This is a genomic window from Nostoc sp. ChiVER01 (genome assembly GCF_034531155.1).
Taxonomy (GTDB): Bacteria; Cyanobacteriota; Cyanobacteriia; order Cyanobacteriales; family Nostocaceae; genus Nostoc.
This window is the reverse complement of sequence record NZ_JAVRBS010000017.1, coordinates 70,911-96,964: the sequence shown is the minus strand read 5'-3', so window position 1 is coordinate 96,964 and position 26,054 is coordinate 70,911. Positions and strand designations below refer to the sequence as shown.

Sequence of the window (26,054 nt, the reverse complement as noted above, 5' to 3'; positions counted from 1 at the left end):
TTGCAAATATATGTAGCGAATTATATTCGCTCAATTTTTCCACACATGATTGAGTAGGTTAACACTGATGTCAATACAATTGGCAGAATCTGACTTTCAAATCTTAGGGTGTTTTCCTGTTATTTCACAGTTGCGCCCTCAACTTGAGCAAGATAAGTTTGTAGAACAAGTTCGATATCAAATGAAAGAAAGATATCAACTTGCATTCTTGAAAATAGAGGAACAAACTCTGGCAGTGGCTGGATTTCGCATTTCTAATTGTTTAGCATTGGGAAAGTTCTTATACATTGATGATTTAGTCGTTGATGAGTTTAATCGCTCACATAACTATGGTCAACAGTTATTTCAATGGTTAGTTCAATACGCAAGAAATCATGAGTGTAAACACCTAAGTCTTGATTCTGGTGTTCAGCGATTTGCAGCCCACAGGTTTTATCTCATGCAGCGTATGAGTATTACAAGTCATCACTTTTCAATGGAATTATAGTGACAAATAATATTTATTGGTATGACGGTAAATTAATTCACTCCCAAACCCTAGAGTTAAACATTAATGATCCGGGCTTACTTTATGGGGCGACTGTTTTTACAACATTGCGGGTTTATCAGAACTCGCTAAATAGTAATTTAACTAATTGGCAAGCACACTGCGATCGCCTACTTTTCTCAGTACAATCTTTTGGTTGGCAACAACCAGATTGGAACCGTCTACGTCAAGGCGCTCAAATTCTCCTCGCCTACTTCCCCATTCTCAGAATTACCCTCTTTCCCGATGGACGGGAGTGGATAACTGGCAGATTATTACCACAAGATTTGACAGAAAAACAAAAGAATGGTGTATACTGCGCTGTTGCAAGTTCGGAATTTTATCGTTCTCTCCCCTCTCATAAAACTGGAAACTATTTGAGTGCTTGGTTAGCAAAAGCTAGTGTAGATGCTCAAGAAGCAATATTAGTTGATGCTCAAGGAAATTGGCTAGAAACCAGCACAGGCAACCTTTGGGGATGGCGCGATCGCAACTGGTACACGCCACCAATAAAGTCCGGAATTTTGCCGGGAATTTTGCGATCGCAACTTGTAAACTGGTTGCAAAACCACCAGATGCCAGTGCAGGAAGAACCTTGGAGCGTGGAGTTAGTGCAGGGGTTTGAAGCGATCGCCTACACTAATAGTGTGGTAGAGATTATTCCCATTCATACCGTTCATCAGCCTTCAGGGTCGCTACAATATAATCCCTACCATCAAAGTTTTCAGCTAATAAAGGAGCTTTTTTTAGCATGACAACCACGCCAAATTTGTTATATCTTAAGATAAGTTAACATAATTCTTAATAATCACCTTTGTGATCAGAGACGCTAGGCGACCGCGCGAAAAATACCGGAGGATAGACCTTAGTGAATAAAAGATGGAGAAATGCAGGGCTGTACGCACTGCTGTTTATTGTCGTCATTGCGCTGGGAACAGCATTTTTTGACAAACAACCCCAAAGTAGAGAGACATGGCGATATAGTCGCTTTATTCAAGAAGTTCAACAAGGCAGAGTAGAAAAAGTCAGTTTGAGTGCAGACCGCTCCACAGCACTGGTTACACCCAAATATGACCCAGCTAAACGGATTGTTACCTTAGTCAACGATCCAGACTTGATTAATACTCTGACTTCTAAAGGCGTTGATATTTCTGTTTTGCCCCAAACCGACGAAGGATTTTGGTTTAAGGCACTAAGCAGCTTATTTTTTCCTGTATTGCTTTTGGTTGGCTTATTCTTCTTGCTACGTCGCGCTCAAAGTGGCCCAGGCAGCCAAGCGATGAACTTTGGCAAATCTAAAGCCAGAGTCCAAATGGAACCACAAACTCAGGTAACATTTGGCGATGTAGCTGGTATTGACCAAGCCAAGTTGGAACTAAACGAAGTTGTAGACTTTCTGAAAAACGCCGATCGCTTTACCGCCGTTGGTGCAAAGATTCCTAAAGGTGTACTGTTAGTTGGCCCTCCTGGTACAGGTAAAACCCTCCTAGCTCGTGCCGTAGCTGGTGAAGCAGGTGTACCCTTCTTCTCAATCTCTGGTTCGGAATTTGTCGAAATGTTCGTTGGTGTGGGTGCATCCCGCGTCCGCGATTTATTTGAACAAGCTAAGACCAATGCTCCTTGTATCGTCTTCATTGATGAAATTGACGCTGTAGGTCGTCAACGTGGTGCAGGTTTAGGTGGTGGTAACGATGAGCGGGAACAAACCCTCAACCAGTTGCTTACAGAAATGGATGGCTTTGAAGGTAATACTGGCATCATCATCATTGCCGCTACCAACCGTCCTGATGTTCTAGATGCAGCCTTATTGCGTCCTGGTCGCTTTGACCGTCAAGTTGTGGTAGACCGTCCCGACTATGCCGGACGCAGCGAAATTCTCAAGGTTCACGCCCGTGGCAAGACCTTGGCGAAAGATGTGGACTTGGATAAAATCGCTCGTCGTACCCCTGGATTCACTGGCGCAGATTTATCTAACTTGCTCAATGAAGCCGCAATTTTGGCAGCCCGTCGGAATTTGACTGAAATTTCGATGGATGAAATCAACGACGCGATCGACCGCGTATTAGCTGGCCCAGAGAAGAAAGACCGGGTAATGAGCGAAAAGCGCAAAACCTTGGTAGCATATCACGAAGCTGGTCACGCTTTGGTTGGTGCTTTGATGCCAGACTACGATCCTGTGCAGAAAATTAGCATTATTCCTCGCGGTCGTGCAGGTGGTTTAACTTGGTTTACCCCCAGTGAAGACCGGATGGATACAGGTTTATACAGCCGCGCTTATCTGGAAAATCAGATGGCTGTAGCTTTGGGTGGTCGAATTGCTGAAGAATTAATCTTTGGTGAAGAAGAAGTTACCACTGGTGCTTCTAATGACTTGCAGCAAGTAGCACGGGTTGCCCGTCAAATGATTACCCGATTTGGCATGAGCGATCGCTTAGGCCCTGTTGCTCTTGGTCGTCAACAAGGTAACATGTTCCTCGGACGAGATATCATGTCAGAGCGTGATTTCTCTGAAGAAACTGCCGCCGCTATCGATGAAGAAGTCCGTAAACTGGTGGATGTAGCCTATACACGCGCTAAAGAAGTGCTAGTGGGCAACCGCCACATTTTAGATCAGATAGCCCAAATGTTGGTTGATAAAGAAACGGTAGACGCTGAAGAGTTGCAAGAGATTCTGTCAAATAACGATGTGAAAACTGCTGCCTTTGCCTAATTTAATGAGAAGTTAGGAGTTAAGAATAATTTCTGACTCGTAATTATCAAAAAAGCCCGGTCATGAAGACCGGGCTTTTAATATGGGGTTATATACCCCGAAGATTTCGTTATAGAGTTTCAGTATAAATCGCTTGTCTGATAGAGACTACCACTTGAGCATAATCAATTCCGGAAAATTAGAAAAATTTTTTTAGATACACCAAAATAAAAAAGCTAGAACTTTGACTTTAAAAGGAAAAAGATACAATCTAGCTGCAATTTAATAAATCTATATGGTTAAAAAAATCACCCTAGTTTACTTAAAAACTTAGTAGCTATGTCCCAGGTAGATCGAATGGATTGGTTTTCAGGGCTGATATGGCTGTTTAGTATGACCCAAATCTATCAGTAATGTCTACGCCTACATGCCAGATGGATTTTTAAGCTTGCGAGTCGAGCAATTTTTTGATGAAAATCTCCGCCTCTGTTATGAAATTTGGGAAGAAGAAAAATTTCCCATATTGTTGCTGGAGATAAGTCTCTGAATCTTGACATGACTAGCGTTAAAAGTGACCCGATACTCAACCATTCGCCGCTCTTAAACTCTAGATGTCGGTTTCAAAAATAGCCACGCCACAAAGAACGTAGCGGCTGTGAATATTTGCGTCAAATCCAAAGCAGATAGATAGCCATCCGCAAATGAAGCAATACTGCGATCGGTAATGCCGAATACCCAGGATGACAAGCCAAACAGCCAGATTCCATTCTTGAGATTTCCGACGAATTCCTTAGAGTCTGATGGTTCTTTGTCTTTCATAATCTTCTGTTCTATTGGTGAAAAATTTAATGATTGATGCAAACTACCTGCCATGAAGAATTTTTTCTGACTCCCGACGCTAAAATTACACTTCCTATTAATAATATTAATAAATATTTCGTCTACTTGACTTCACCGCCCAATGGTACATCTCCTTATGATGACATTCCTCCTTTGGTTGTGTCACCTTCGATAGATGGCAATGTGTTGAGTTATCAGCTTTACAACGTCAGTTTTGAATACTGAAATTACATAATCTTTAAATAACTATATGAACATTTATTAATATTTTATTTAAAATCCTTCATGGGATAGATGCTTTACCGATAAATACTCATATTTAAATTGCCTAAATACATAGTAGTAGCGCACAGATATGTGCTACTACTACGCTATAAGCTAGATTTGAGGGTCAACCAAGCGGGTAGTGGGGCGACTCTGATACAAATCTTGAACGACTTGGACAGCAGAAACTACAGCGACAAGGCCAATGACTGCAACAGGTAACAAACCTTTGCCAAAAATAGCGATCGCTAGCAGCACTACTGCACCCCCAAGTCGATACTGGGAGCGGATTTTGCAATAACGGATTACCCCAAATCTGTGGAGAAGACTGACAGCTAGAGAGCATGATGCTACTGAAGCACAGATGAGCCATCGCTGAGAATCGGGTAACGCTAAAGTTGCCTTACTCAACAAAATTTGTTCTACGCCGACTCCAGCAGCAGCAATCCCAATCACTAGCGGTAGATGAGTGTAGAGCCAAATATAGACAATACCAGCTTTTCCATGAGTCCGCGCCATCTCAATAGGTTTACCACCCAAGTTATCAAAATAGACCCACCACCAGCTAAAGGCGATAATTAGACCAAACACGCCTGAAATTACAGTTAAAGTATCCCATTTTTGCTCAGAAACACCATTGACTACTGCAATAATTGCTTCACCTAAAACAATAATGGTAAACAGCCCGAAACGTTCTGGTAAGTGAGAGGCGTGGGGAAGTAACTCAACCTGAAACTTACGTACTGTTAAGGGTGTAGCAAAATCAATCATGATTCCCAGTGTCCAAAATGCGAACCGCCAAGGGATGGGTACAAATGCTGATATTAACCAAAGCAAGGCTGCGATCGCAAAACCTATAGCGTGGCGAGTAGTCAAAGCACGCGCTATAGGGATATGCCTTCCAGCACGGACATACTCTATTACCAGCACACCTCGACCGAGAGCATAGGAAATTGCAAAACCAGGGGAACTTTCACCCAAACCGTGGTGGATGTTAATAGCCATCGCTGCTGCTGTCAGCATTTGTATAGCAATCAACAGCCTATGTCCCACATCATCGCTGTCAAAGCGGTTGGCATAGAATGTGGTGCCAATCCATGACCACCAAACTGGTATAAATAAAACTACAAACCCAAATAATCCTGATAAAGAGATATCTTCGTTGAGATTATGGGCTAGTTGAGAAACTGCAACTACAAAAACCAAATCATAAAACAGTTCCAGCCAAGTGGCGCGTCGTTCTTCTTCACTGTTTTCACCAATACGTAACCTTGGTGGTTGCAGAAAATTTGCCATAGTGCTAATTGCGAATCGTTAATAGTTTTTACCATTAACTGTGATCTATTAGCGAATGGGTAGGCATTTGTGTGTAAATTTCTAAAAACTTGCTGAAAAATTACCAATAGAAGTATCAGTTTATCAGTAAACCAAAAAGTTTTTCCCAAAGAGCGATCGCTAACGCAATCGACGGAAACCGCCAGACGCTCGCGGACTCGCTAACGCTGCGCTATCGCTTTTAGCGTCTCCCCTTGGGAGAAGACTGCGACCCCTTCACCGCTTTGCGTCTATATGAATTGCTCCTACATTTCCTACTTGATGCGTAAGTTCTAAATTCTATTGCTTTATAGGTAGAGTATGCCCCAATTCTGTATTCTGACCGGAGGCGGAGCGTCTCCGACTTTGCTCCTGTTTATTACGCAAAATGTCCCTCTCCGATAGGCGAGAGGGACAGATTTAAATGAAAGTTTAGATAGTGAGAGGTTTATTGAACTCAGGTTAACTATTCTGTTGTTGGGGTTGTTTACGTGCGCTTCCAAACCTCCTTCCTCTTTTTTTAAGTACCCGTCGTAATCTATCTGCACTCAAGTTGACTTGACGTTCAGATGCTAGTTTACTTGCTAATTGTTTAGAGTTATAAGTCTGTGACTCTTGAGCTAAACAATTTTCTAAATAAGCCAAGTCTGATTCTGAATATCGGGGTTTTCCTCCTCGGCCTGGAGCATCCCACAAACCTGCTAAACCCATCTTTTCCCAGCGATGAAGGGTTTGACGTACTGTTGAAATCGCCCAGTTCAAGCCTTTAGCAATTTGCTCATTTTTTAAGCCGCGAGTATTCAGTAGTAAAACTTGAGCACGATCCTTGGTACGTTGAGGAACATCTTTAGCTTTTCTTAACTCTTCTAAAGTCAGCTTTTGTTCATCAGTTAGAAAGACTTTTAATCGGCATCCCATAAACAATAACCTTTTACACAGTCAATTTTTGCGATTTTTTATGTCTATTCACACCTTTATACTTAATTGCTTAGGTGTTTAATAGCACCCTAGAAAAGCTGAACTATAAGTATCAAGAATGTCGGCGTTTAGAAGGCTGCTACGTGAAAAATATTGGCTTGAGAACACGATCAAAGTTTGCAATTTATCATTGAGAATGGATTTCTATAACAAGTTAGGTACATCATAGATGACACCATTAATCTACATAGGTAAATTTATTAGATAGCTAAAAGCTGTAGCTTTGAGTTATGACAATAAGAGTTTATTGGTGTTGTCCTGATTAATGTTTAAACTCTATGATAAAGGACTGTATCATTAAATTTATTAGATCATTCGCATGGTTAGAGAGATTTATCGAAACTTTAAAAATGATTTTTACGCTGGTTTATACTTGAATGTCCAAAAAAAGGTATACAGACCTAGTTCCTTTTTCTTCTACTCGTATCTAGAAATTTGCCTTGGTTATCTCTATAAAAATATTTTTTCTCATCTTTACATAAAATTTATATTTCCCATGAACATATTTTAGTTGAGACAAAAATCTATTCGCTATCCATTACTAAAAACAGTGCTGACAGATGATTCTAAGCTGGATACAAACAGAATTTATCTTACTTTTCCTACCTTTCCTACCTTTCCTACTTTTCCTACTTAATAATAGAGGGCTTTAAAAAAAGTAACTTTTGATGAGCGACATCTAAATCTATTCTCTTAACACCTCGATTCTGCAACATATAAATATTTTATACCACAATTAAAAAATATACTTGTGAACTCTGTTATTTCTTTGGTATGCATACATTATCTAAAAAAAGGTTACAATAAAAGTTCTGGGTATATTCTTATAATCTTTAATATAATCAAGACGAATCTTTTAAAATTAGGATAAAATCAAATAAGTAGCAAAATCAAATACTCAGTAAACTCTGAAGAATAATATAATAATTAGTAGATTTTTTGAGTCATATTTTTTGCTAAAAAACAGCAATAATTGATACAAGTTAAAAATCTCAAAAACTGATATTTATTACAACTTAAACAAAAAATAATAGGGACAATGGAGGCAGAAGAAAAACCTGTTAATTTGCGCTCGGAGACGGATAATGGTAGCGATCGCAGAGAACGTTCAACATCGGTTAACTATACAAACTGTAGAAATTGCCCCTAACACAACGGCGATTCGCTCTCTTGATTGGGATCGCGATCGCTTCGATATCGAATTCGGACTGCAAAACGGCACAACCTACAATTCATATCTAATTAGGGGTGAACAAACAGTTTTGATCGATACTTCTCACCAGAAGTTTCGTGATCTGTATTTAGAGACTCTAAAAGGTCTTGTTAACCCTAAAACAATTGATTACATAATTGTCAGCCACACAGAGCCAGACCATAGCGGCTTGGTGGAAGATGTTCTTCAATTAGCTCCTAGAGCTACCGTTTTAGCCTCAAAAGTTGCGCTTCAGTTTTTAGAAGGCTTAGTCCACGATCCATTTTCTAAGCGAGTTGTCAAAACTGGCGATCGCATAGATATAGGTAAGGGACACGAAATGGAATTCGTGAGTGCGCCTAACCTGCACTGGCCGGATACGATCTTTAGCTTTGACCGCAAAACCCAAATTCTCTACACCTGTGATGCTTTTGGGATGCACTTCTGTGACGATCGCACCTTCGACGAAGATTTAGAAGCGATCGAAGCTGACTTTAGATTTTACTACGACTGCTTAATGGGCCCTAACGCTCGTTCGCTGCTGAATGCGATGAAGCGGATGGGTGATCTTGGAAAGATTAATATTATCGCCAACGGTCACGGGCCATTATTATACCACCATTTAGATGTTCTAACCGGGTGCTACGAAAATTGGAGCCAAAGACAAGCTAAAGCAGAAACAACAGTTGGCTTATTTTTTGTCTCAGATTATGGATATGGCGAACGCCTTGGTCACGCAATTGCCGAAGGTATATTGAAAACTGGCATTGGCGTAGAAGTACTGGATCTGAGTACTGCTGAGAGCCAAGAAATTCAAGAACTAGCCGGGAGAGCAGCTGGCATCATTATTGGTATGCCCCCGACTACTTCCGCCGCCGCCCAAGCTAGTATCAGTTCGGTGCTAGCTGTCGCCAAGAACAAGCAATTGATTGGGCTGTTTGAATGTTACGGTGGGGATGATGAACCCATTGATACACTCCGCAGACAATTTCTTGACTCTGGCATCAAAGAAGCTTTCCCACCCATTCGGATTAAAGAAGCTCCCAGCGCATCTACATTCCAGTTGTGTGAAGAAGCGGGTAAAGACATTGGACAATTGCTGGTGCGCGATCGCAACATCAAGCAAATCAAGTCCCTTGATGTCAACATGGAAAAGGCATTGGGTCGGATTAGCAGTGGACTATATATAGTCACTACTAAAAAAGATAATGTCTCAAGTGCAATGCTGGCATCCTGGGTAACTCAAGCGAGTTTGCAACCCTTGGGATTGACAATTGCCGTTGCCAAAGACCGCGCCATTGATTCCTTAATGCAAATAGGCGATCGCTTCGTCCTTAACGTTTTGGAAGAAGGAAATTATCAAGAACTCAAAAAGCACTTCCTCAAACGTTTACATCCTGGTGCTGACCGCTTTGCTGGGGTAAAAACTCAAACCGCCAAAAACGGTTCCCCAATTCTAACTGATGCTCTGGCATACATGGAATGTGAAATCCAAAGCAGCATGGAATGCAGCGACCACTGGATTTTATATTGCACCGTCCAAGAAGGTCGTGTCTCCAAAAACGATGGATTGACAGCCGTTCGCCATCGCAAAGTAGGTAATTACTACTAAAAGATTAGGGATTGGGGATTAGGGATTGGGTATTGGGAAAACTTTTCCCAGTCCCCAGTCCTTAGTCCCCATTCCCAGTTCCTAGTCCCCAGTCCCCAGTCTCTGTTCCCCAACTTTTAACAGCTATGACCAATTCCAAGCCACGCGACGTACAAGTTCTACCAATTGCTACAAATACTAAGGCGATCAGAGCACGTAGTTGGTCACGTCTGCGGTTTGAAATTGAATACGCACTTGAAAGAGGTACTACCTCCAATTGCTATTTAATTGAAGCTGATAAAACCGCACTTATTGATCCACCGCCAGAAAGCTTTACCGAAATTTATTTAGAGGCATTGCGGCAGACTTTAGATTTGCAAAGTCTGGATTATATAATCCTGGGTCATTTTAGCCCCAATCGAGTTGCAACTCTCAAAGCAATTTTAGAACTGGCACCACAGGTAACTTTTGTCTGTTCTCTTCCTGGTGCGAACAATTTGCGTGCTGCTTTCTTAGATCAGGATTTGAAAGTTTTGGTGATGCGGGGGAAAGAAACTCTGGATTTAGGCAAGGGTCATGTTTTAAAATTCTTACCCACTCCCAGTCCACGTTGGCCGGAAGGACTTTGTACCTACGATCAGCAAACCCAAATTCTCTACACAGATAAGTTATTTGCAACTCATCTCTGTGGTGATGAAGTGTTTGATGATAACTGGGAAGCGCTTAAAGAAGACCAGCGTTACTACTTTAACTGCTTGATGGCTCCCCAAATTCCTCATGTGCAGGCAGCTTTGGAGAAAATATCAGATTTGCAGGTGAGAATGTATGCTGTGGGTCATGGGCCTTTAGTACGCACCAGCTTAATTGAACTTACTAAAGCTTATGGAGAGTGGAGTCGTTCTCACAACGATCGCGAAATTTCTGTTGCTTTACTTTATGCTTCAGCTTACGGGAATACGGCGACTTTAGCACAAGCGATCGCTCTAGGACTAACTAAAGGTGGAGTCGCAGTCAAATCAATCAACTGCGAATTTGCTACCCCTGATGAAATCCGCATCAACCTAGCACAGTCAGAGGGTTTTATCATTGGTTCTCCTACCATTGGTGGTCATGCGCCAACTCCCATTCATACAGCTTTAGGGATTGTGCTATCAAGCGGTGACAACAGCAAACTCGCTGGAGTTTTTGGTTCCTACGGCTGGAGTGGCGAAGCCTTTGACTTAATTGAAGGTAAACTCCGGGATGCTGGATATCGCTTTGGCTTTGACACCCTGAAGGTGAAATTTAAACCTGATGATGTCACTCTCAAGTTCTGTGAAGAACTAGGTACAGACTTTGCCCAAGTATTGAAAAAGGCTAAAAAGGTACGCGTACCACAACAAGCCGCTACTCCAATGGAACAGGCTGTTGGTCGGATCGTTGGTTCCGTCTGCGTGGTGACAGCTAAACAAGGTGAAGTTTCTACTGCAATGCTAGGCGCTTGGGTTTCTCAAGCCACCTTTAACCCACCCGGACTAACTGTTGCGATCGCCAAAGACCGAGCGATCGAATCTTTGATGTATCCAGGCGGTAAGTTTGCCTTAAATATTCTACCTGAAGGCAATCATCAAGATTACATGAAGCATTTCCGTAAATCTTTCGCGCCTGGAGAAGACCGATTTGCCAACTTTAGTACAGCAGTTGCAGATAACGGTTGCACCGTCCTCACCGACGCCCTAGCATATTTGGAATGCTCAGTCAACCAACGTATGGAATGTGGCGACCATTGGGTTGTGTATGCAACTGTGGATGAAGGTAAATTACTCAAGCCTGATGCTGTGACTGCCATTAACCATCGCAAAACTGGCACTCATTATTAGATAGTGAGAAATTTAACTTAGCAACAAAGGCGGAAGGCAGAAGGTAATTCTGATTCCTACCCTCTGCCCCTACCTTCTTCACGGGAAGCGCTTTAGCTTAAATATAGGCTAATACGCTTGGGTTAAGGCTAAAAAATAAAACTAGTGTAGGTTGGGTTGAGGAACGAAACCCAACATTATCAAGGCTTTGTTAGGTAACACTAAAGTTCAACCCAAGCGTATTGAAATATAGGCAAAGAACTCTTTACCTCCCCTGCTTCCCCTGCTTATCCGAACCGTATTGCCGCAGACCCCATAATTATGGATCTTATTTTATCCTCATTCCTTAAAGGAAAACTAAAACAGATTTGAACAAGAATTCAGGAGTCAGAATAAATACTTTGGCTCCTTTCGACTTCGCTTAGAGAAAAGTGCTTTATTTCAGCAATCTTAGACCACTGAGGGTAACTAAAACTGTAGAACCTTCATGCCCAATGACGCCGATGGGTAGGTTAATATTGCCTAGAAAGTTGCCTACCAAAAGCAACATAATGAAACCCAACGCTACGACTATATTCTGTTTTACTATAACTTGCGATCGCCTGCCCAAATGCATCGCTACAGCAATTTTTTCTAACTTGTCTGCCATCAATACTATGTCTGCGGTTTCTAATGCCACATCACTACCAGATACTCCCATAGCTATACCTACAGATGCTTGGGCTAGAGCTGGTGCATCATTAATTCCATCGCCCACCATTGCTACAGTTTGATATTCTTGCTGTAGACTGCGGATAACATCAAGCTTATCTTCTGGTAAAAGTTGAGCATATACTCGATCAATTCCCACTGCTTTGGCGACACTGTAAGCAGTTTCTTCATTATCCCCAGTTAACATAATAATTTGTTCAACTCCCAGTTTCTTTAACCGGGTAATAGTTGCGGCTGCTTGCGATCTTACTTGATCTGCGATCGCAATTACACCCATCACCTCGCCTCCCCTGCTTCCCTGTGCTACCCAAACCACAGTTTTACCTTGTTGCTCTAAAGATTGAGCCATTTCTCGCAACTCTTCAGGTAAATTTATTACATACCTTTGCACAAAAACGGCATTCCCCACAATTACCTGTTGTTCTTGGGCGATTCCCACAATTCCTTGACCAGGTATGGCTTGCACTTGAATTGCACTAACCCAATTCAAATTACTAGCCGCCTTCACAATTGCCTTACCAATGGGATGTTCTGAATAAGATTCCACACTAGCGGCGGCTTTTAATACATCTGCTTGAGTGTATTCACTACCTGAAATTACCTGGAATACCTGTACTTGCCCTGTTGTTAGAGTACCAGTTTTATCAAATGCGATCGCTCGGACTTTGCCAATTTTCTCCAGCTGCGCCCCATTCTTAAACAAAATCCCCTGTCTTGCACCATTGGCGATTCCCGAAAGCAGGGTGGGCATAATTGCAGCCATCAGCGCACAGGGAGAAGCCACCACAAGGAAGGTAAGAGCGCGATAAATCGTTGTTTCCCAATCCCAACTCCAGAGGAATGGCGGTAAAGTTGCCAGCAATATCCCAACTACTACAATGACTTTGGCATATCCTTTCTCAAAGCGATCAATAAACTCTTGCGAAGGAGGAGCTTGAGTCTTTGCTTGTTCTACCAAGCGAATCACACGCACAATCAAGCTACTTTGGGCTGGTTTGTGTACCTTAATCTGTAATGCACCATAGCCGTTGAGTGTTCCAGCAAATACTTCTTCGCCCACTGTTTTCTCGACAGGTAAAGACTCACCTGTAATTGCAGCTTGATTGAGAGTGCTGTAACCAGATAAAATTATCCCATCAGTAGGAATTAGTTCTCCGGGTTTGACGACAATTTCATCATCGACTTTTAGCTGACTGATAGGAATTTTCTCTTCCTTTCCCTGAAGCAAAATCCTTGCTGTATCTGGTGTCAAACTCATCAAACTCCTGATACTCCGCTCAGTTCGCTGCATTGCATAGCCTTCTAGTGCGCCACTGATGGCAAAGATGAGAATCAAGATTGCCCCATCAATAATTAGATGATATTCTCTTCGCCATAAGCCGAGACTAGCAGCACCAATAGCCGCCACAATCATCAGCAAATCTACATCGAGTTCTTTTTCTTTGAAAAGAGTAGTCAATCCTTCCCGCGCACTTTCGTAACCACCAATTACATAAGCGGCGGGTAGCAGCAAGAAGGCCAATCCGAAAGCGCCGAGATGTAAGGCGAACCATCCGAGAAATAATAAGAATCCACACAAAAGCGCTGCTATGGTATCTGCGTGTTCTCTGGTGAATTGGCTAAAACGTTGGGGGTAGAGCATGAGAGGTGAATTAACAGGGACTCTCTCAGGCTAAACCTTGACATTGATGTTAATGTCAAGGTTTATAATGATTTTGAAACGCTCCAAGGGCGCTGAGGGAGGCGCAAAGGTACGCAAAGCGAAATCTTTATCTGCGTTTTTTGAGTGTTTTTCAAAAGCGAAAAGAAGGTAAATGCGACGATTTAACTGTTACGTTTAAAATTGCACTAGTAGGAAAAAATCTATGCTAAAGCGAATATATATTGATAACTTTCGCGGTTTAGTAAATTTTGAGATGAATTTTGACTCGATTAACTTGTTTCTTGGTGGTAATGGAACAGGTAAATCAACAGTTTTTGAAGTTTTACGAAAAATTCAAATTTTTATAAGTGGTGACGAAAAAGTAGAAGGAATTTTTAAATTTGCTGACTGTACTCGCTGGCAGACTTCACCAATTCAGCGTTTTGAGCTAGAAATTGCTGGAAATGGTGGTAGTTATAAATATGAATTTGCTATTAGACATAATCAAGAAAAAAGTCATGTTGAATATGAACGCTTATGGTTTAATAATCAACTTGTATTGAAAATAGAGAAAAATCAATTTCAACTATCTCAAGAAGATGAAATAATAATGAAATCACCCATTTATGAATCGCAATTTTCTATCCTATCTTTTTTTGTAGGAAATTCAAAGCTAAATTGGTTCAAAAATCGCCTTGAGCGATTTATTATTGTCCAAATTATTCCTAGCTTGATGATTGATGGTAGTGAACATGAAGAAATACAATTGACTTATAGAATGGAGAACTTTGTTTCTTGGTATCGCTACATTTCCCAAGATCACGGTAAAATTGCTGAACTGATGAACGTTTTAAAAAATATATTAGATGGTTTTGTAAGTTTCAAATTTGAAAATTTCGGTGAAAGGTATCGAATTCTAAAATTACGATTTTCAACAGATGAAGATAAAAAAAGGATTATTGATTATCGCTTTAGTGAATTATCCGATGGTCAAAAAGTGGTAATTGCCCTGTACACCATTCTCTATTGCACTGAATCTGAAGACTATACACTTTGCATTGATGAGCCAGAAAGTTTTTTAGCTCTGCCGGAAATTCAACCTTGGCTAATTCAACTTTATGATTTCTGTATTGACGGAAAAATACAAGCTTTACTAATTTCCCATCATCCTGTATTAATTAATTATCTCTTAGCTTCACCTATAGGTTATTGGTTTGAGCGTCAAAGTAATGCACCTGTACGAGTAAAACCAATTAGTAATCAAGAAGCTGAAAATTCAGGATTACCAATTTCAGAATTGATTGCACGGGGCTGGCTGTATGACCCAGAATAGAGTACAGATAGTAATTTTGTGTGAGGATCTACAACAGCAAGTTTTTGCATATCATTTTTTGAAAAAGCGAGGTTTTAATATAAATCCAAAAAACATCACAATTAGGACTTCTCCAAAAGGTAAAGGTGCAGGAGAGCGGTTTGTTATAAAGCATTATGCAGCAGAGGTTAAAGAATACCGGAGAAAAAACCATCGTTCAGGAATGCTAGTAGTGTTGATTGATGCAGATACTGCGACAGTAAAGGCAACACTGAAAGAATTAGATAATGCACTGATAGAAAATTCACAGGAACTCCGTCACCCTGATGAGAAAATAGCAATCTTCGTGCCCAAAAGAAATATCGAAACTTGGATACATTATTTACAAACGGGAGAAGTTGTTGAAGAAGAAGGAGAAAAATCCAAATATCCAAAATTCTCTAAAAATGAGGCAATTTGTAAACCTGGTGTTGAACAATTAGCAAACCAGTGTTCTCAAGGGAGTTTAGATGAAAATGCACCGCCATCTCTTCAGGCGGCTTGTGGGGAATTACAAAGAATTCTGCCGTTGTTGGAGTAAATTATGAACGCTGGTTGCTTAACTATTAAAGAACTTACCGATACAGTGGGTAGCGGTTTAACTCCGCGCATGGTGCGCCATTACCATCAATTGGGGCTGTTACCGCAACCAGTACGATCGCCTAGCAATTACCGTCTCTACACCAAGAAAGATGTTCTTCGCTTGCAAAGGATTGTCGCACTCAAGCAACAAGGGTTTCAGCTAAACCATATCCGCAATATTTTGGAGGTGGAACCAGAAGTTGACACAACGCTTAACCTGATGGGACAACTCCAGCAGCAATATCGGGCGGTGATGCAACAAATTTCTCAACTGCGACAAACTGCATCAGCATTAGAGGGATTATTGGGGCGCGATCGCCATTGTCAAATTATGCAGGCGGAAGTTTTGGCGCAACTCAAGTTACTTGATGTTGAAACTCAAGCTGGATTGGGAGGATTGGAAAATCTCTGGAGTGGTTTGGATGCAGAAATTCATACCCACTCGGAAGCTTTTTCAGAATCGCTACAACGCTTATTACCTGATTTATCTCACCGTTCGGAAATTGAACAACACTTAATTTCTCAGCTGGTTTTAGCTTGTGGCGATGTGAGTTTGGTATCTTTTATCAAGTTGAGCCGAGATGCGATCGCAGCTAGTCGAGAAGCTTTATCTTCAAGCTGTCAAATTGTTGTCGATACCCAAACGGTTGCTGCTACTTTGGATCGAACCCGATTACTTCACTTGGGATGCCACATTGAAACCTTGATTGATAATCCCCATATTACCACCGCCACAGAGGCAGAAGTTGCCTTTTGGCAGCATCAAGAATGGCGAGAAAAATTGCAGCAAGTTAGTAAGGGTTGTGTCTTGGTAATTGGTTATGCTCCCTCAGTGCTTGTAGAAGTTTGTGAGGCGATTACCAACCAGAAAATTCAGCCTGCATTAGTAATTGGAATGCCCATTGGCTTTAGTCATGCTCCCGCAGCCAAACGACAACTGATGCAACAAGAGATACCTTTTATTACAGTTGCAGGCACTTTAGGAGGTGGCGCTTTAGCTGCTACTGCCATGAATGCCTTAGTGGAGTCATTGATTGATAAACCAGATTGTCATTGTTATCTCAATCAAAGTAATTCATAGAATAAATTATCAATTTTTAGTAGCTCTAATCTTACTGTTTTTGATAGAGAACATAAGATTTATTACGGTAAGCAACTGGCAGATATAGTTGATGTTGAATGCGAGTTACTAAATACGAAGCATGATATTTTATGATTAGTGCCTTAGCCTGCTCAGTTGTCAAATTATTGTAGCCGTCTGTAAGTAGTTGTTCATTAAATTTAGTTAATGGATCAACCCCATTAAAGTTACCACTCAAGTCACGCATCCGTGAAAACCATTCTAATGTCCCAGCTTTTGTCTGAGCCATGAGCTTATATTTAGCAATGGTTGGACGCTCTGTCAGCCAAATAAAGTTAGCAAATTCAACCGGTGGAGATATGAATACGGCATTTTTTGGGGTATTTTTTCGCACCCAAGCAGCCATATCTTTCCACTGCGGATCTACCTCCTGCACTTCGTTAGGAAAATTAAGTGTGGACTGAAAATCTTTCTGAAAGTTATCGAATCCTTTGACAATGCTTATACTCAGCACCAGACTACATAGAAATAACAAAACTTTTTGTTGTTTTCTACTTGTGAAGATTTGATCCAAAGCACAGACAAACAAAAAGCAAGCATTTAGGTGCAACATTACGTCACCTACGCGGAAAAGGTAATATTGTAGCAAGCTTCCTTGAGAGTCGAATGGAGCAATGACTACTCCCAGTAAATATGGGATTAGGCTGATCAGCGTGAACTCAAATAGTCCTATACGAGCTTCGTACTGTTCAAACTGTTCAAATAGCGCTTTAGTTGGACGATTGAACCAAAGGACGCCAGCACTGCTCACAAGCATTACAAGAAAAAATATAGGAGTTATCCACCAATGTGCAGGCCATGATAAAGGATTCAGATGGTGGGGCATCCTGAGAAAGACATATATATAAGAAATGGGGATGGAGCTTGTAGGGGTTGGATTGGACAACTCTTCGATTATCGCTTTTAGACCGAATACACTTGCTATCAGGTATAACGGAACAATAAACCCCAATTCTCGCATACTAGGAAAACGAGTTTTTCGTCTTAAAATTACCCACCCTAGTACAAACAGACTTGTATAACCGCCTACCAAAACATGGAATGAAGTTCCTAGCCCTAATAAAAAAGCCGTCAGTCGATAACGTTTTCTTAGCATGAACGCTATGGCCAACAAAACCATAGCATAAGCAAATATTTTTGTTTCTAGCGCTCCTATGATCCTTTCCCCAGCAGCAACACCTTGATTTCCTAAGAGGAATATTGCAACCGCCAACATCAGCAATAGCAAATTCAATCCTAGTTTTCGACCTATGAGTACTAGCCCCCAAGCTATCAAGCTGTAGCAAAATAACCGTCCTATTATCGAACTAGCCAAAAACCCCAATTTTCCTATGATCCAGCCAAATAAAGTTTGGAACAACACTCGATAAACAGGTGGTTGGTTAACAGACCAATCTCCCGGAACCCAGCTATGATCGGCGAACTGTCTTGCTAAAGGTAAAGCGTCAATATCATTTCGTGCCATGATATCAAACAACAAATCCTTAAGACAGATTAATGCCAAGACTGCGATGATTTCTAATACTAGCCTAGTTGGATCTGCCAAAGCTGATTTTTTGTCTAGATTTTTTTGACTTATCTCTGGCAATTTAACCATCTTAAAAAGACCTAAATTGTATGATTATTACACTATTTAAGTAAAGCTAAGTAAACCTTAAACTAGTGAGCATTTAACAGTTATCAAGCGTGTAGTAGAGGGGTTAAAACAGTTATCAATTAACTGTCTACTGATATATTGGGGTACTTAAGCCCAATTATCTTAACTAATAACTGTTTACTGAGAACTGATAACTGTTGAATTTGATACCAAATAGCATATTTAATCTATTTATAGCGATATCTCGTTTCAATGGATACTGGGTAAAGACTCGGCATTGCCGTGTCTTTTATGAGTATGTGTGTTCATTGGTGGTTAATTATTTTTTCTGTACCTTACTCATGCGGGAACCGCTATATACTATCTTTATTATTTATTTAGCTAATTTTTCCAGCATGACTATGATTCACTAATACGTAATCTAAGTATATAAAGTAACCTGTAAGGACAAAACTTATTTAACTAAATTTTGTCTTGTAAAGTAAAAAGAGTTAAAGTCAGACCAAGTATATAATGACACAAATATTTACAATGACTGATAAGAAATATAACAGGGATGTATAATTAGCGCGTCTCCTGCATAATCCATAAAAAGATAATGATTAAGGCTGGCAGGCTTTCTATTTTTTACTTTAATAAAGGGCATATGTGGCAACAAGAAAAAAAAGATATTTCGATAGTGAGACTGGTATTATGGCTTACCTTAGCTACCACGCCTATGGCAGCAAGTTTACTGGTGTCAGAACCCATGCTGGCACAATCTAAACCTGAAGCCCCCTCTTTTACACTGCCGCAAACAGTGCAGAATGGAGCAACAGTGCGGATTGATGGTTCAAGTAGTTTGGGTGCAATCAACCAAAGCCTGAAAGAAAATTTTGAAAAACAGTTTTCTGGTGCAAAGGTTGAAGTTGCTGCTAACGGCACTGATACAGCACTGAAAGAATTGCTAGATGGCAAAATCGACATAGCAGCAATGGGGCGTGGGTTGACGCCAGCAGAAAAAGCCCAAGGATTAGAGCAACTTCGCTTACGCCGTGAGAAGATTGCGATCGTGGTTGGTGCAGATAATCCTTTTAAAGGAAACTTGACTAGTAAGCAATTCGCCCGGATTTTCCGGGGACAAATTACAAATTGGTCACAAGTAGGAGGCCCTTCAGGGAAGATTCGGTTAATCGATCACCCTAACACGAGTGAAACTCGCAATACTTTTCGGACTTATCCAGCCTTCAAGACTGCTGAATTTGCTACAGGGCCCAATGCTACCCAACTAACTGAGGATAATACCGCAGAAATTATCAAACAACTGGGCAAAGACGGCATTAGCTATGTATTAGCTAATGACGTGTCAAAATTGAAAGGTGTGCGAGTTCTGCAATTAGATAAAGCCTTACCAGGTGATGAGAAATATCCCTTTTCGCAACCTTTAGTCTACGTTTACAAAAAAAATCCGAGTTTAAGCACAGTAGATTTTCTCGGCTTTACCCTTGCAGAACCAGGAAAGAAGGCTATAGAACAAGGTAGAACTGCCGAAGCAGAGGCGATCGCAACCAGCGTATTACAACCTGTCACGGCTTCTCCTGCTGCTACGCCTTCCCCAACTGCAACTAGTTCTGTATTTGGAGAACAGCCATTTGTGGCTCCTGCCACTGCACAACCCACTCCGATTGTCAATAGGGAAACACCATTTTGGTTGCTCCTACCTTTGTTTTTTGCTCCTGTAGCTGGAGCCTTCTTATGGTGGATTTTGGGAAAACGCCCATTGTCTAGTGACAAAATAGACAACTTAACAGAATCAGATCCTCGTCCACCCAGCACAGAAGATGGAGAAATGGCAGTGCTCAACGCCAGCACATCTTCCTCCATTAACAAAGCGATGCTTGAGGAGCAACCAGTGCCACACTTCCAAGAGCAAGAAAGCCCCGATCGCACTCCTTTCAACATCTATGCTCAAGAATCTGACCTAACCCAAAATGCCACTCAAGGGACATCAAATTTAGTCCGAGAGGGAACTAATGGCACCTCTAATTCCCATGAAGACACAACATCAGGTGTAGCTAATGGCTCAGAAAATAACAACTTAGGAGCAGCATCTTTAAGTAATGGTGCGGCTCTATCAACGGGCATCGGGGCGGCTAGCTGGTCTGCATTTAATAACAAAGAAACAGAAGCAGATGCAATTTCTGAGACAAATAACCAAAGTAATTATGCTGAGGCGAACAATCCTAAGCCTGATTCTGAGGAAATTGCCTGGGATTCTGATGAAATTGAATGGGACATAGAAGCCCCAGCAGCTGTAGTAAATACTTCATATCCTCACCTGCCTAATATTCCAGAATCTGATGTGGAACTGCCTTTATCTGAAGAGACAGCCTCACTCCCAGAATTACCAGATGTGCCGGAAGTAACATCTGATTTTGGATATTGGGACACAGAAATTAATCAAGATCAGATCGATCAGCAACTTCAGGCAGAATTGAACTGGTTAGAGAGTATTACCTCAACTGAAGATACAGACTCAGTAGATGAATTACCCTCACTAGAGTCTGAAGAAGTGACAGCTAATGTAGAACCATCAACGTCACAAACATCCTCACTGCTCGATTTGCCAGAATTATCAGAAGAAGATGTATTCAATGTGGTAGCGGACGCTGCTGAACCCACTGTCAATTTGCCAGAGGAAGAACCTCAAGCAGAGCCTATTGTTGAAGAAAGTATTGCTGAAAACTCCACAGATTTAGCGGGTGCTGCGGTAGCAGCAGGCGTAGGAATTGCAGGTTGGACTACCATTTCTGGATTAGATGCCCAAAAAGAAACTGATACTACAGTTGAAAATGTCCCAATCGCAGCCGAAACAACTTTTGATTTGATAGATGCAGAAGAAGAAAGCAATATTTTGCTCACCCCGCATACTTCTACATCGGCTCATGTTTCTTGGGAGATATCCGAAACCAAGAAGGCAAGGCTGCTTCAAGAAGGTGGCTCTCAATTGGTAGTGCGGCTTTACGATGTAACTGGCATTGACTTGAGTTATCAAAGTCCTCACCTGGTACAGCAGTATGAATGTGACGAGACAGCACACGATCGCTTGGTGGAAATTCCCATCAGCGATCGCGACTACATAGCTGAAATTGGCTATGTCGCTTATGGCGAGTACTGGTTGTTCATCGCCCGTTCGCCAATTGTCCGTGTCTTCAGTCCTGTGCATCCAGATCCCATAGTTGATCATGTGGCGATTGCAGATGAAACAGATATTCACTTAAAAGACGCCCCAGAAGAGATTAGTGAAGAAGAGAGCAGTATTTTGCTCACCCCCCATACTTCTACATCGGCTAATGTTTCTTGGGAAATATCCGAAACCAAGAAAGCAGCGTTGCGCCAACAGGGTGGCTCTCAATTGGCAGTGCGGCTGTATGATGCAACTGGGATTGACTTGAGTTATCAAAGTCCTCACCTGGTACAGCAATATGAATGTGATGAGACAGCACACGATCGCTTGGTGGAAATTCCCGTTAGCGATCGCGATTATATAGCTGAAATTGGCTATGTCGCTGATGGCAATCGCTGGTTGTTCATCGCCCGTTCGTCAATTGTCCGTGTCTTCAGTCCAGTGCCTACAAATCCTACCGTTGAAGATGTAGCATTAACAAGCGAAACACCTATTGTTCATACAGATTCCACTGTTGAAGATATAGCATTAGCAAGCGAAACACCTATTGGTTTGCTAGATGTCGAAGAAGAGAGTAGTGAAGAGGAGAGCAGTATTTTGCTCACACCCCGCACTCCCAAATGGGCTTATGTCTCTTGGCACATCCCCAAAGCTCAAAACGAAGCACTGCGACAACAGCGCGGCTCTCAATTGGTAGTGCGGCTGTATGATGTGACTGGGGTTGACCTGAGTTATCAAAGTCCCCAGCTTGTACAGCAGTATGAATGTGAAGAGGTAACATGCGATCGCTTTGTGGCTATTCCCGTCAGCGATCGTGACTACATGGTTGAAATTGGCTATATCGCCGATGGCGATCGTTGGTTACTCATAGCTCGTTCACCTAATGTTCGGGTTTTCAGTCGTTCTCACGAAGATTTTTGGTTTGTAGCAGATGCTGAGTTGATTATTCACGGAGCAACTCAACCAAATACAAGCGTAAACATTGGTGGTAATTCCATCAAAATTAAACCCGATGGTACTTTCCACCTACGTCTTCCCTTTTCAGATGGTTTAATGGACTATCTCATAACGGTAGCTGCTGATGGGGAATCCACTAAAACTATCCATAAAAAGTTCTCTCAGGAAACTTCCGAAAGCTAGCAATTTCTTAAATTATTCCCTCGAACCCCAATATGGTTCGGATAAGCAGGGGAGGTAGGGGGTGTAGGGGGGACAGGGAGGGAAGAGAGTTATTATCAAGCAATGTCTCTCCCCCTGCTCAAGAACAGCTAGCCTCAACAGATAACTTTGTTACCCGAACCGTACTGAGAGGTAAGGAAGAGAAATTTAAAACTGATTTACTCCTCATAACTAATGCGATAGACCAGGGTTTATCGCATTAGTTATGAGGGTTGAAAAAGTTCGTAGTAAGGACTTTAGTCTTAGATTTTGAGGTGCTGAAGTGCTTACTACGAACCCAGCAAAATTAATGGGACAGACTGACTACTAGTGGGCAAAGTTCAAAATTTAAAAAGCTTTTGGGGCACACAATGGATGAGATGAGCTTATGGTATCAATTGAAAAAATTAATCACTGCTAATTAGTTTACCGTTAAATACCTGCTAAGAATTTAGCAGAGTTATTTACAGATAGATAATTTTAATTTTGAAATCCTCTTTGCCTTATGACTTTACTGAAACCATCTCCACTTGGCGGGCAAAAAAATACACGTACAGTCGGACGGAGTTTCCAGCCAATATTTTTAATTATATTTACTCTATTCATGCTGACAGGAATCAGCATTCGTTTGGCATATTTGCAAATTACTGAAGGAGCAAGCCACCGAAAACAAGCTGAGTCAAATCGAATTCGGATGATCCCCAAACAACCAGAACGAGGCAATATTTTTGATCGCAATGGCAAACTTTTAGCCAGTACTCGCTATCCCCGCTCTGTATATTTGTGGCCGATGGCACATACCAAGCCAGCATGGTCAGTTGTGGGAGCGCGTCTATCTCAAATTCTCGACGTTCCCCAAGAAGAGATTGAAAAGAAACTAGAAGAGGCAAGTGCTAACTCTTCTTCACTTATACGAATTGCTCGTAACTTGAACGAAGCCCAAATCACAGCATTAAAAGAGTATCAAACCGAACTTAAAGATGTAGAAATTCATACAGAAGCTGTTCGTTACTATCCCCACAGTAAGCAATTAGCTCACGTACTAGGGTATACGCGAGAACTGACCGCCGAGCAGTTAAAAGAAAAGAAGCAGGAAGGCTACAGATTGGGTGATGTGATTGGTCAAATGGGAGTTGAAAAAGCTTATGAGAAAACTCTGCGGGGCGAATGGGGTGGTCAGCAGGTAGAAGTGGATGGTGCAGGTAGGCCACTCCGGGTTTTAGGTGAGAAACAAGCGAAACCTGGTCACGATTTGCACTTGACTATAGATTTAGATATGCAAAAGACAGCAGAAAAAGCTTTAGGCGATCGCGACGGTGCGATCGTGGCACTTGACCCAAAGAATGGTGCTGTTTTAGCAATGGTATCTCACCCCACCTTTGATCCAAATATTTTCTCGAAACAGAAACTTACCCAAAAAGATTGGGAAACTGTACAAGGTGCAGATCATCCCTTGGTTAATCGCGCCCTCAGCGCCTTTCCACCCGCTAGCACCTTCAAAATTGTCACCACCACAGCCGGGTTAGAATCAGGTAAATTTTCTCCTAGCACAGTCCTGCAAACTTACGGTTCCTTAAACTTTGGCGGCACGCAATTTGGTGAATGGAACCACGCCGGATTCGGCCCATTGGGTTTTGTCGGTGCATTACAGTGGAGTAGTGATACCTTCTTCTATCAAATTGGTCGCGGAGTCGGTGGCCCAAGTTTAATTGAATGGACTCGTAAATATGGATTTGGTAAAAAAACTGGTTTTGAGTTTGCCAATGAAGAAGCAAAAGGTTTAGTACCAGATGATGCATGGAAGCAGAAAGCTTGGAAGATGCCTTGGACTGTAGGCGACAGCATTAATATGTCAATTGGTCAAGGTGCTTTACAAACTACACCTTTGCAAGTCGCCATTATGTTTGCTGTGCCTGCTAATGGTGGCTACAAAGTTCAGCCACATTTGCTTAAAGACAATGAAGAAGCAAAAAGCTGGCGAGAATCTTTAAATATGAAGCCGACAACCATAAGTATTCTCCGTCAGGGACTACGGAAAGTAGTAGCTGAAGGTACGGGTAAGGCTTTGAAGCAGCCAACAGTTCCCCCAGTCGCTGGTAAGAGTGGCACTGCTGAAGCGTGGAAGGGGCGTGTTAAGCAAAATCACGCTTGGTTTGGAGCCTATGCACCTGCCCAACAGCCAGAAGTTCTAATTGTGGCATTTGCTGAACATTCTGGTGGCGGTGGTGGTAGCATTGCTGCACCGATGATCTTACAAATTATGGAAGAATATTTTCAGCGCAAATATCCAGGTAAGTATCAGAAACCAGCGCCTAAAAGTCCAGAAAACAGCAGACGAAACTAGGCGTGGGGGGCATTGTACACTTGTACTGAGTGTTGCCGATTATGATTGACGACTATATTCGAACCATAATGACTCAAAACCAGATTCCTGGCCTTTCTGTTGCAGTGGTGCAGTCAGGTGTACCTGTTTTAGTTAAGGGCTATGGACTGGCGAATATTGAACACTCTGTTCCAGCGACTGAACATACAGTTTATGAAATTGCGTCTGTCGGTAAAACTTTCACCGCTACAACCATAATGATGCTGGTGGAACAAGGGGTAATTTTGCTGGATGATGCGATGCCTGCGGCGGTAAACTACGCAGACTATCTCGATTATCTACCCCTAACCTGGCAAAATGTCACAATTGGGCATATTCTGTCTCATCAGTCTGGAATTCCTAGCTATACCGATGCCCCAAACTACTGGGAAATTACTCATCTTGATTTATCTAAATCTGAAATTTTGGCTCTAGTTATTCATCTACCCCTCAAGTTCCAACCGGGTGAGTTTAGCGCCTATGACAATACAGGCTACTATCTACTGGGTTTGATCCTAGAAAAGGTAACTGGACAATCTTATGGAGATTTGTTATAAGAGCGGATTTTTGCTCCTTTGGGAATGAATGCAACCGTGATGAATGATCCCAAAGACATAGTGCCACACCGGGCTGCTGGCTATCGGTTGCCAAACAGCAAACTCGTTAACAAACCTTACTACAGTCCTTCTGTTACCTATTCTGCTGGAGGCCAACTTTCCAGCGTAAAAGACATGGTGAAGTGGGAACAGGCGCTTTGTAGTGGAACTCCATTAAAGCAATCAACCCTTAATAAAATGTGGACTCCTCATTTTCCCGATAAAGGAGATGATTGGGAAAAATTAAGGTATGTTGCAGGTTTAGGTTGGTGGGTATTTAATTATGGCGATCGCCGAGTAGTTGGTCATAATGGTTCAATTTTAGGATTTGCAAGTAACATTACCCGCTTTATTGATGACAAAATTACCGTGATTTTACTTTGCAATCTAGATAAAATTTCTCGACCAGATGCGATCGCTAAGAAAATTGCTGAATACTACTGTCCAGTTCTTACGGAACTAGTGCTTCAGCCTCCATTAAAAGAGAGGGAGTAAAACCAATTACTTTTGAGCGAA

At 41.7% G+C, this 26,054-nt stretch carries 16 protein-coding genes and 1 pseudogene; 12 read left to right on the top strand and 5 right to left on the bottom strand.

The genetic code is table 11. From position 1 onward, the window contains the following. Positions 1-67: 67 nt before the first annotated feature. The 3 genes from RMY00_RS21665 to ftsH3 all read left to right on the top strand — a co-directional run bounded on the left by RMY00_RS21665 (position 68) and on the right by ftsH3 (position 3,236). A complete protein-coding gene (locus tag RMY00_RS21665; protein WP_322649510.1) occupies positions 68-487 on the top strand; it encodes a GNAT family N-acetyltransferase in 420 nt (139 codons plus the stop codon). Next, positions 487-1,281, top strand: a complete 795-nt coding sequence (locus RMY00_RS21660) for an aminotransferase class IV (RefSeq protein WP_322649509.1) — start codon at positions 487-489, stop codon at positions 1,279-1,281. Before RMY00_RS21665 ends, RMY00_RS21660 begins: the two co-directional genes overlap by 1 nt. A gap of 113 nt (positions 1,282-1,394) precedes the next feature. Beyond that, on the top strand, positions 1,395-3,236 hold the full coding sequence (gene ftsH3, locus RMY00_RS21655) for an ATP-dependent zinc metalloprotease FtsH3 (protein ID WP_322649508.1): 1,842 nt from the start codon (positions 1,395-1,397) through the stop codon (positions 3,234-3,236). 579 nt (positions 3,237-3,815) lie between these two features. On the opposite strand, the gene RMY00_RS21650 is transcribed toward ftsH3, so the two are convergent. After that, the gene (locus RMY00_RS21650) at positions 3,816-4,034 is read right to left on the bottom strand and encodes a hypothetical protein (protein ID WP_100902982.1); all 219 of its coding nucleotides are present in this window, start codon (positions 4,032-4,034) and stop codon (positions 3,816-3,818) included. A 36-nt stretch (positions 4,035-4,070) separates the two neighbouring features. Between RMY00_RS21650 and RMY00_RS21645 the strand changes: the two genes are divergently transcribed. Continuing rightward, positions 4,071-4,280, top strand: a complete 210-nt coding sequence (locus RMY00_RS21645) for a hypothetical protein (RefSeq protein ID WP_322649507.1) — start codon at positions 4,071-4,073, stop codon at positions 4,278-4,280. 153 nt (positions 4,281-4,433) lie between these two features. Here the strand turns inward: RMY00_RS21645 and RMY00_RS21640 are convergent, their stop codons facing one another. Next, positions 4,434-5,615, bottom strand: a complete 1,182-nt coding sequence (locus RMY00_RS21640) for a low temperature requirement protein A (RefSeq protein WP_322649506.1) — start codon at positions 5,613-5,615, stop codon at positions 4,434-4,436. Positions 5,616-6,095: 480 nt separating this feature from the next. Then, positions 6,096-6,551, bottom strand: coding sequence for a helix-turn-helix domain-containing protein (locus RMY00_RS21635; protein ID WP_322649505.1), 456 nt, complete (start codon positions 6,549-6,551; stop codon positions 6,096-6,098). A 1,145-nt stretch (positions 6,552-7,696) separates the two neighbouring features. Between RMY00_RS21635 and RMY00_RS21630 the strand changes: the two genes are divergently transcribed. After that, positions 7,697-9,415: a diflavin flavoprotein gene (locus RMY00_RS21630; RefSeq protein WP_322649504.1), complete on the top strand. Its 1,719-nt coding sequence runs from the start codon at positions 7,697-7,699 to the stop codon at positions 9,413-9,415. Positions 9,416-9,540: 125 nt separating this feature from the next. Further along, complete coding sequence (locus RMY00_RS21625) at positions 9,541-11,253, top strand: diflavin flavoprotein (RefSeq protein ID WP_322649503.1); 1,713 nt, start codon at positions 9,541-9,543, stop codon at positions 11,251-11,253. A 415-nt stretch (positions 11,254-11,668) separates the two neighbouring features. Here RMY00_RS21625 and RMY00_RS21620 read toward each other — a convergent pair whose 3' ends face one another. Next, positions 11,669-13,585 (bottom strand): heavy metal translocating P-type ATPase, encoded by a 1,917-nt coding sequence (locus RMY00_RS21620; protein WP_322649502.1) that lies wholly within the window; start codon positions 13,583-13,585, stop codon positions 11,669-11,671. A 223-nt stretch (positions 13,586-13,808) separates the two neighbouring features. Between RMY00_RS21620 and RMY00_RS21615 the strand changes: the two genes are divergently transcribed. The 3 genes from RMY00_RS21615 to RMY00_RS21605 are packed head-to-tail and all read left to right on the top strand — an operon-like array spanning position 13,809 to position 16,599. After that, a complete protein-coding gene (locus RMY00_RS21615) occupies positions 13,809-14,918 on the top strand; it encodes an ATP-binding protein (protein ID WP_322649501.1) in 1,110 nt (369 codons plus the stop codon). A gap of 16 nt (positions 14,919-14,934) precedes the next feature. Beyond that, positions 14,935-15,477 (top strand): hypothetical protein, encoded by a 543-nt coding sequence (locus tag RMY00_RS21610; RefSeq protein ID WP_322649500.1) that lies wholly within the window; start codon positions 14,935-14,937, stop codon positions 15,475-15,477. A gap of 3 nt (positions 15,478-15,480) precedes the next feature. After that, positions 15,481-16,599, top strand: a complete 1,119-nt coding sequence (locus RMY00_RS21605; protein ID WP_322649499.1) for a precorrin-8X methylmutase — start codon at positions 15,481-15,483, stop codon at positions 16,597-16,599. Positions 16,600-16,630: 31 nt separating this feature from the next. Here the strand turns inward: RMY00_RS21605 and RMY00_RS21600 are convergent, their stop codons facing one another. Beyond that, positions 16,631-18,256, bottom strand: a complete 1,626-nt coding sequence (locus RMY00_RS21600) for a DUF6798 domain-containing protein (protein WP_322649498.1) — start codon at positions 18,254-18,256, stop codon at positions 16,631-16,633. Between the two features lie 646 nt (positions 18,257-18,902). Here RMY00_RS21600 and RMY00_RS21595 point away from each other — a divergent pair. The 3 genes and pseudogenes from RMY00_RS21595 to RMY00_RS21585 all read left to right on the top strand — a co-directional run bounded on the left by RMY00_RS21595 (position 18,903) and on the right by RMY00_RS21585 (position 26,033). Then, on the top strand, positions 18,903-22,562 hold the full coding sequence (locus tag RMY00_RS21595) for a DUF4912 domain-containing protein (protein WP_416212087.1): 3,660 nt from the start codon (positions 18,903-18,905) through the stop codon (positions 22,560-22,562). 523 nt (positions 22,563-23,085) lie between these two features. Further along, positions 23,086-24,924, top strand: a complete 1,839-nt coding sequence (gene mrdA, locus RMY00_RS21590; RefSeq protein WP_322649496.1) for a penicillin-binding protein 2 — start codon at positions 23,086-23,088, stop codon at positions 24,922-24,924. 41 nt (positions 24,925-24,965) lie between these two features. Further along, a pseudogene (locus tag RMY00_RS21585) lies at positions 24,966-26,033 on the top strand (serine hydrolase domain-containing protein). The last annotated feature ends 21 nt before the right edge of the window (positions 26,034-26,054 follow it).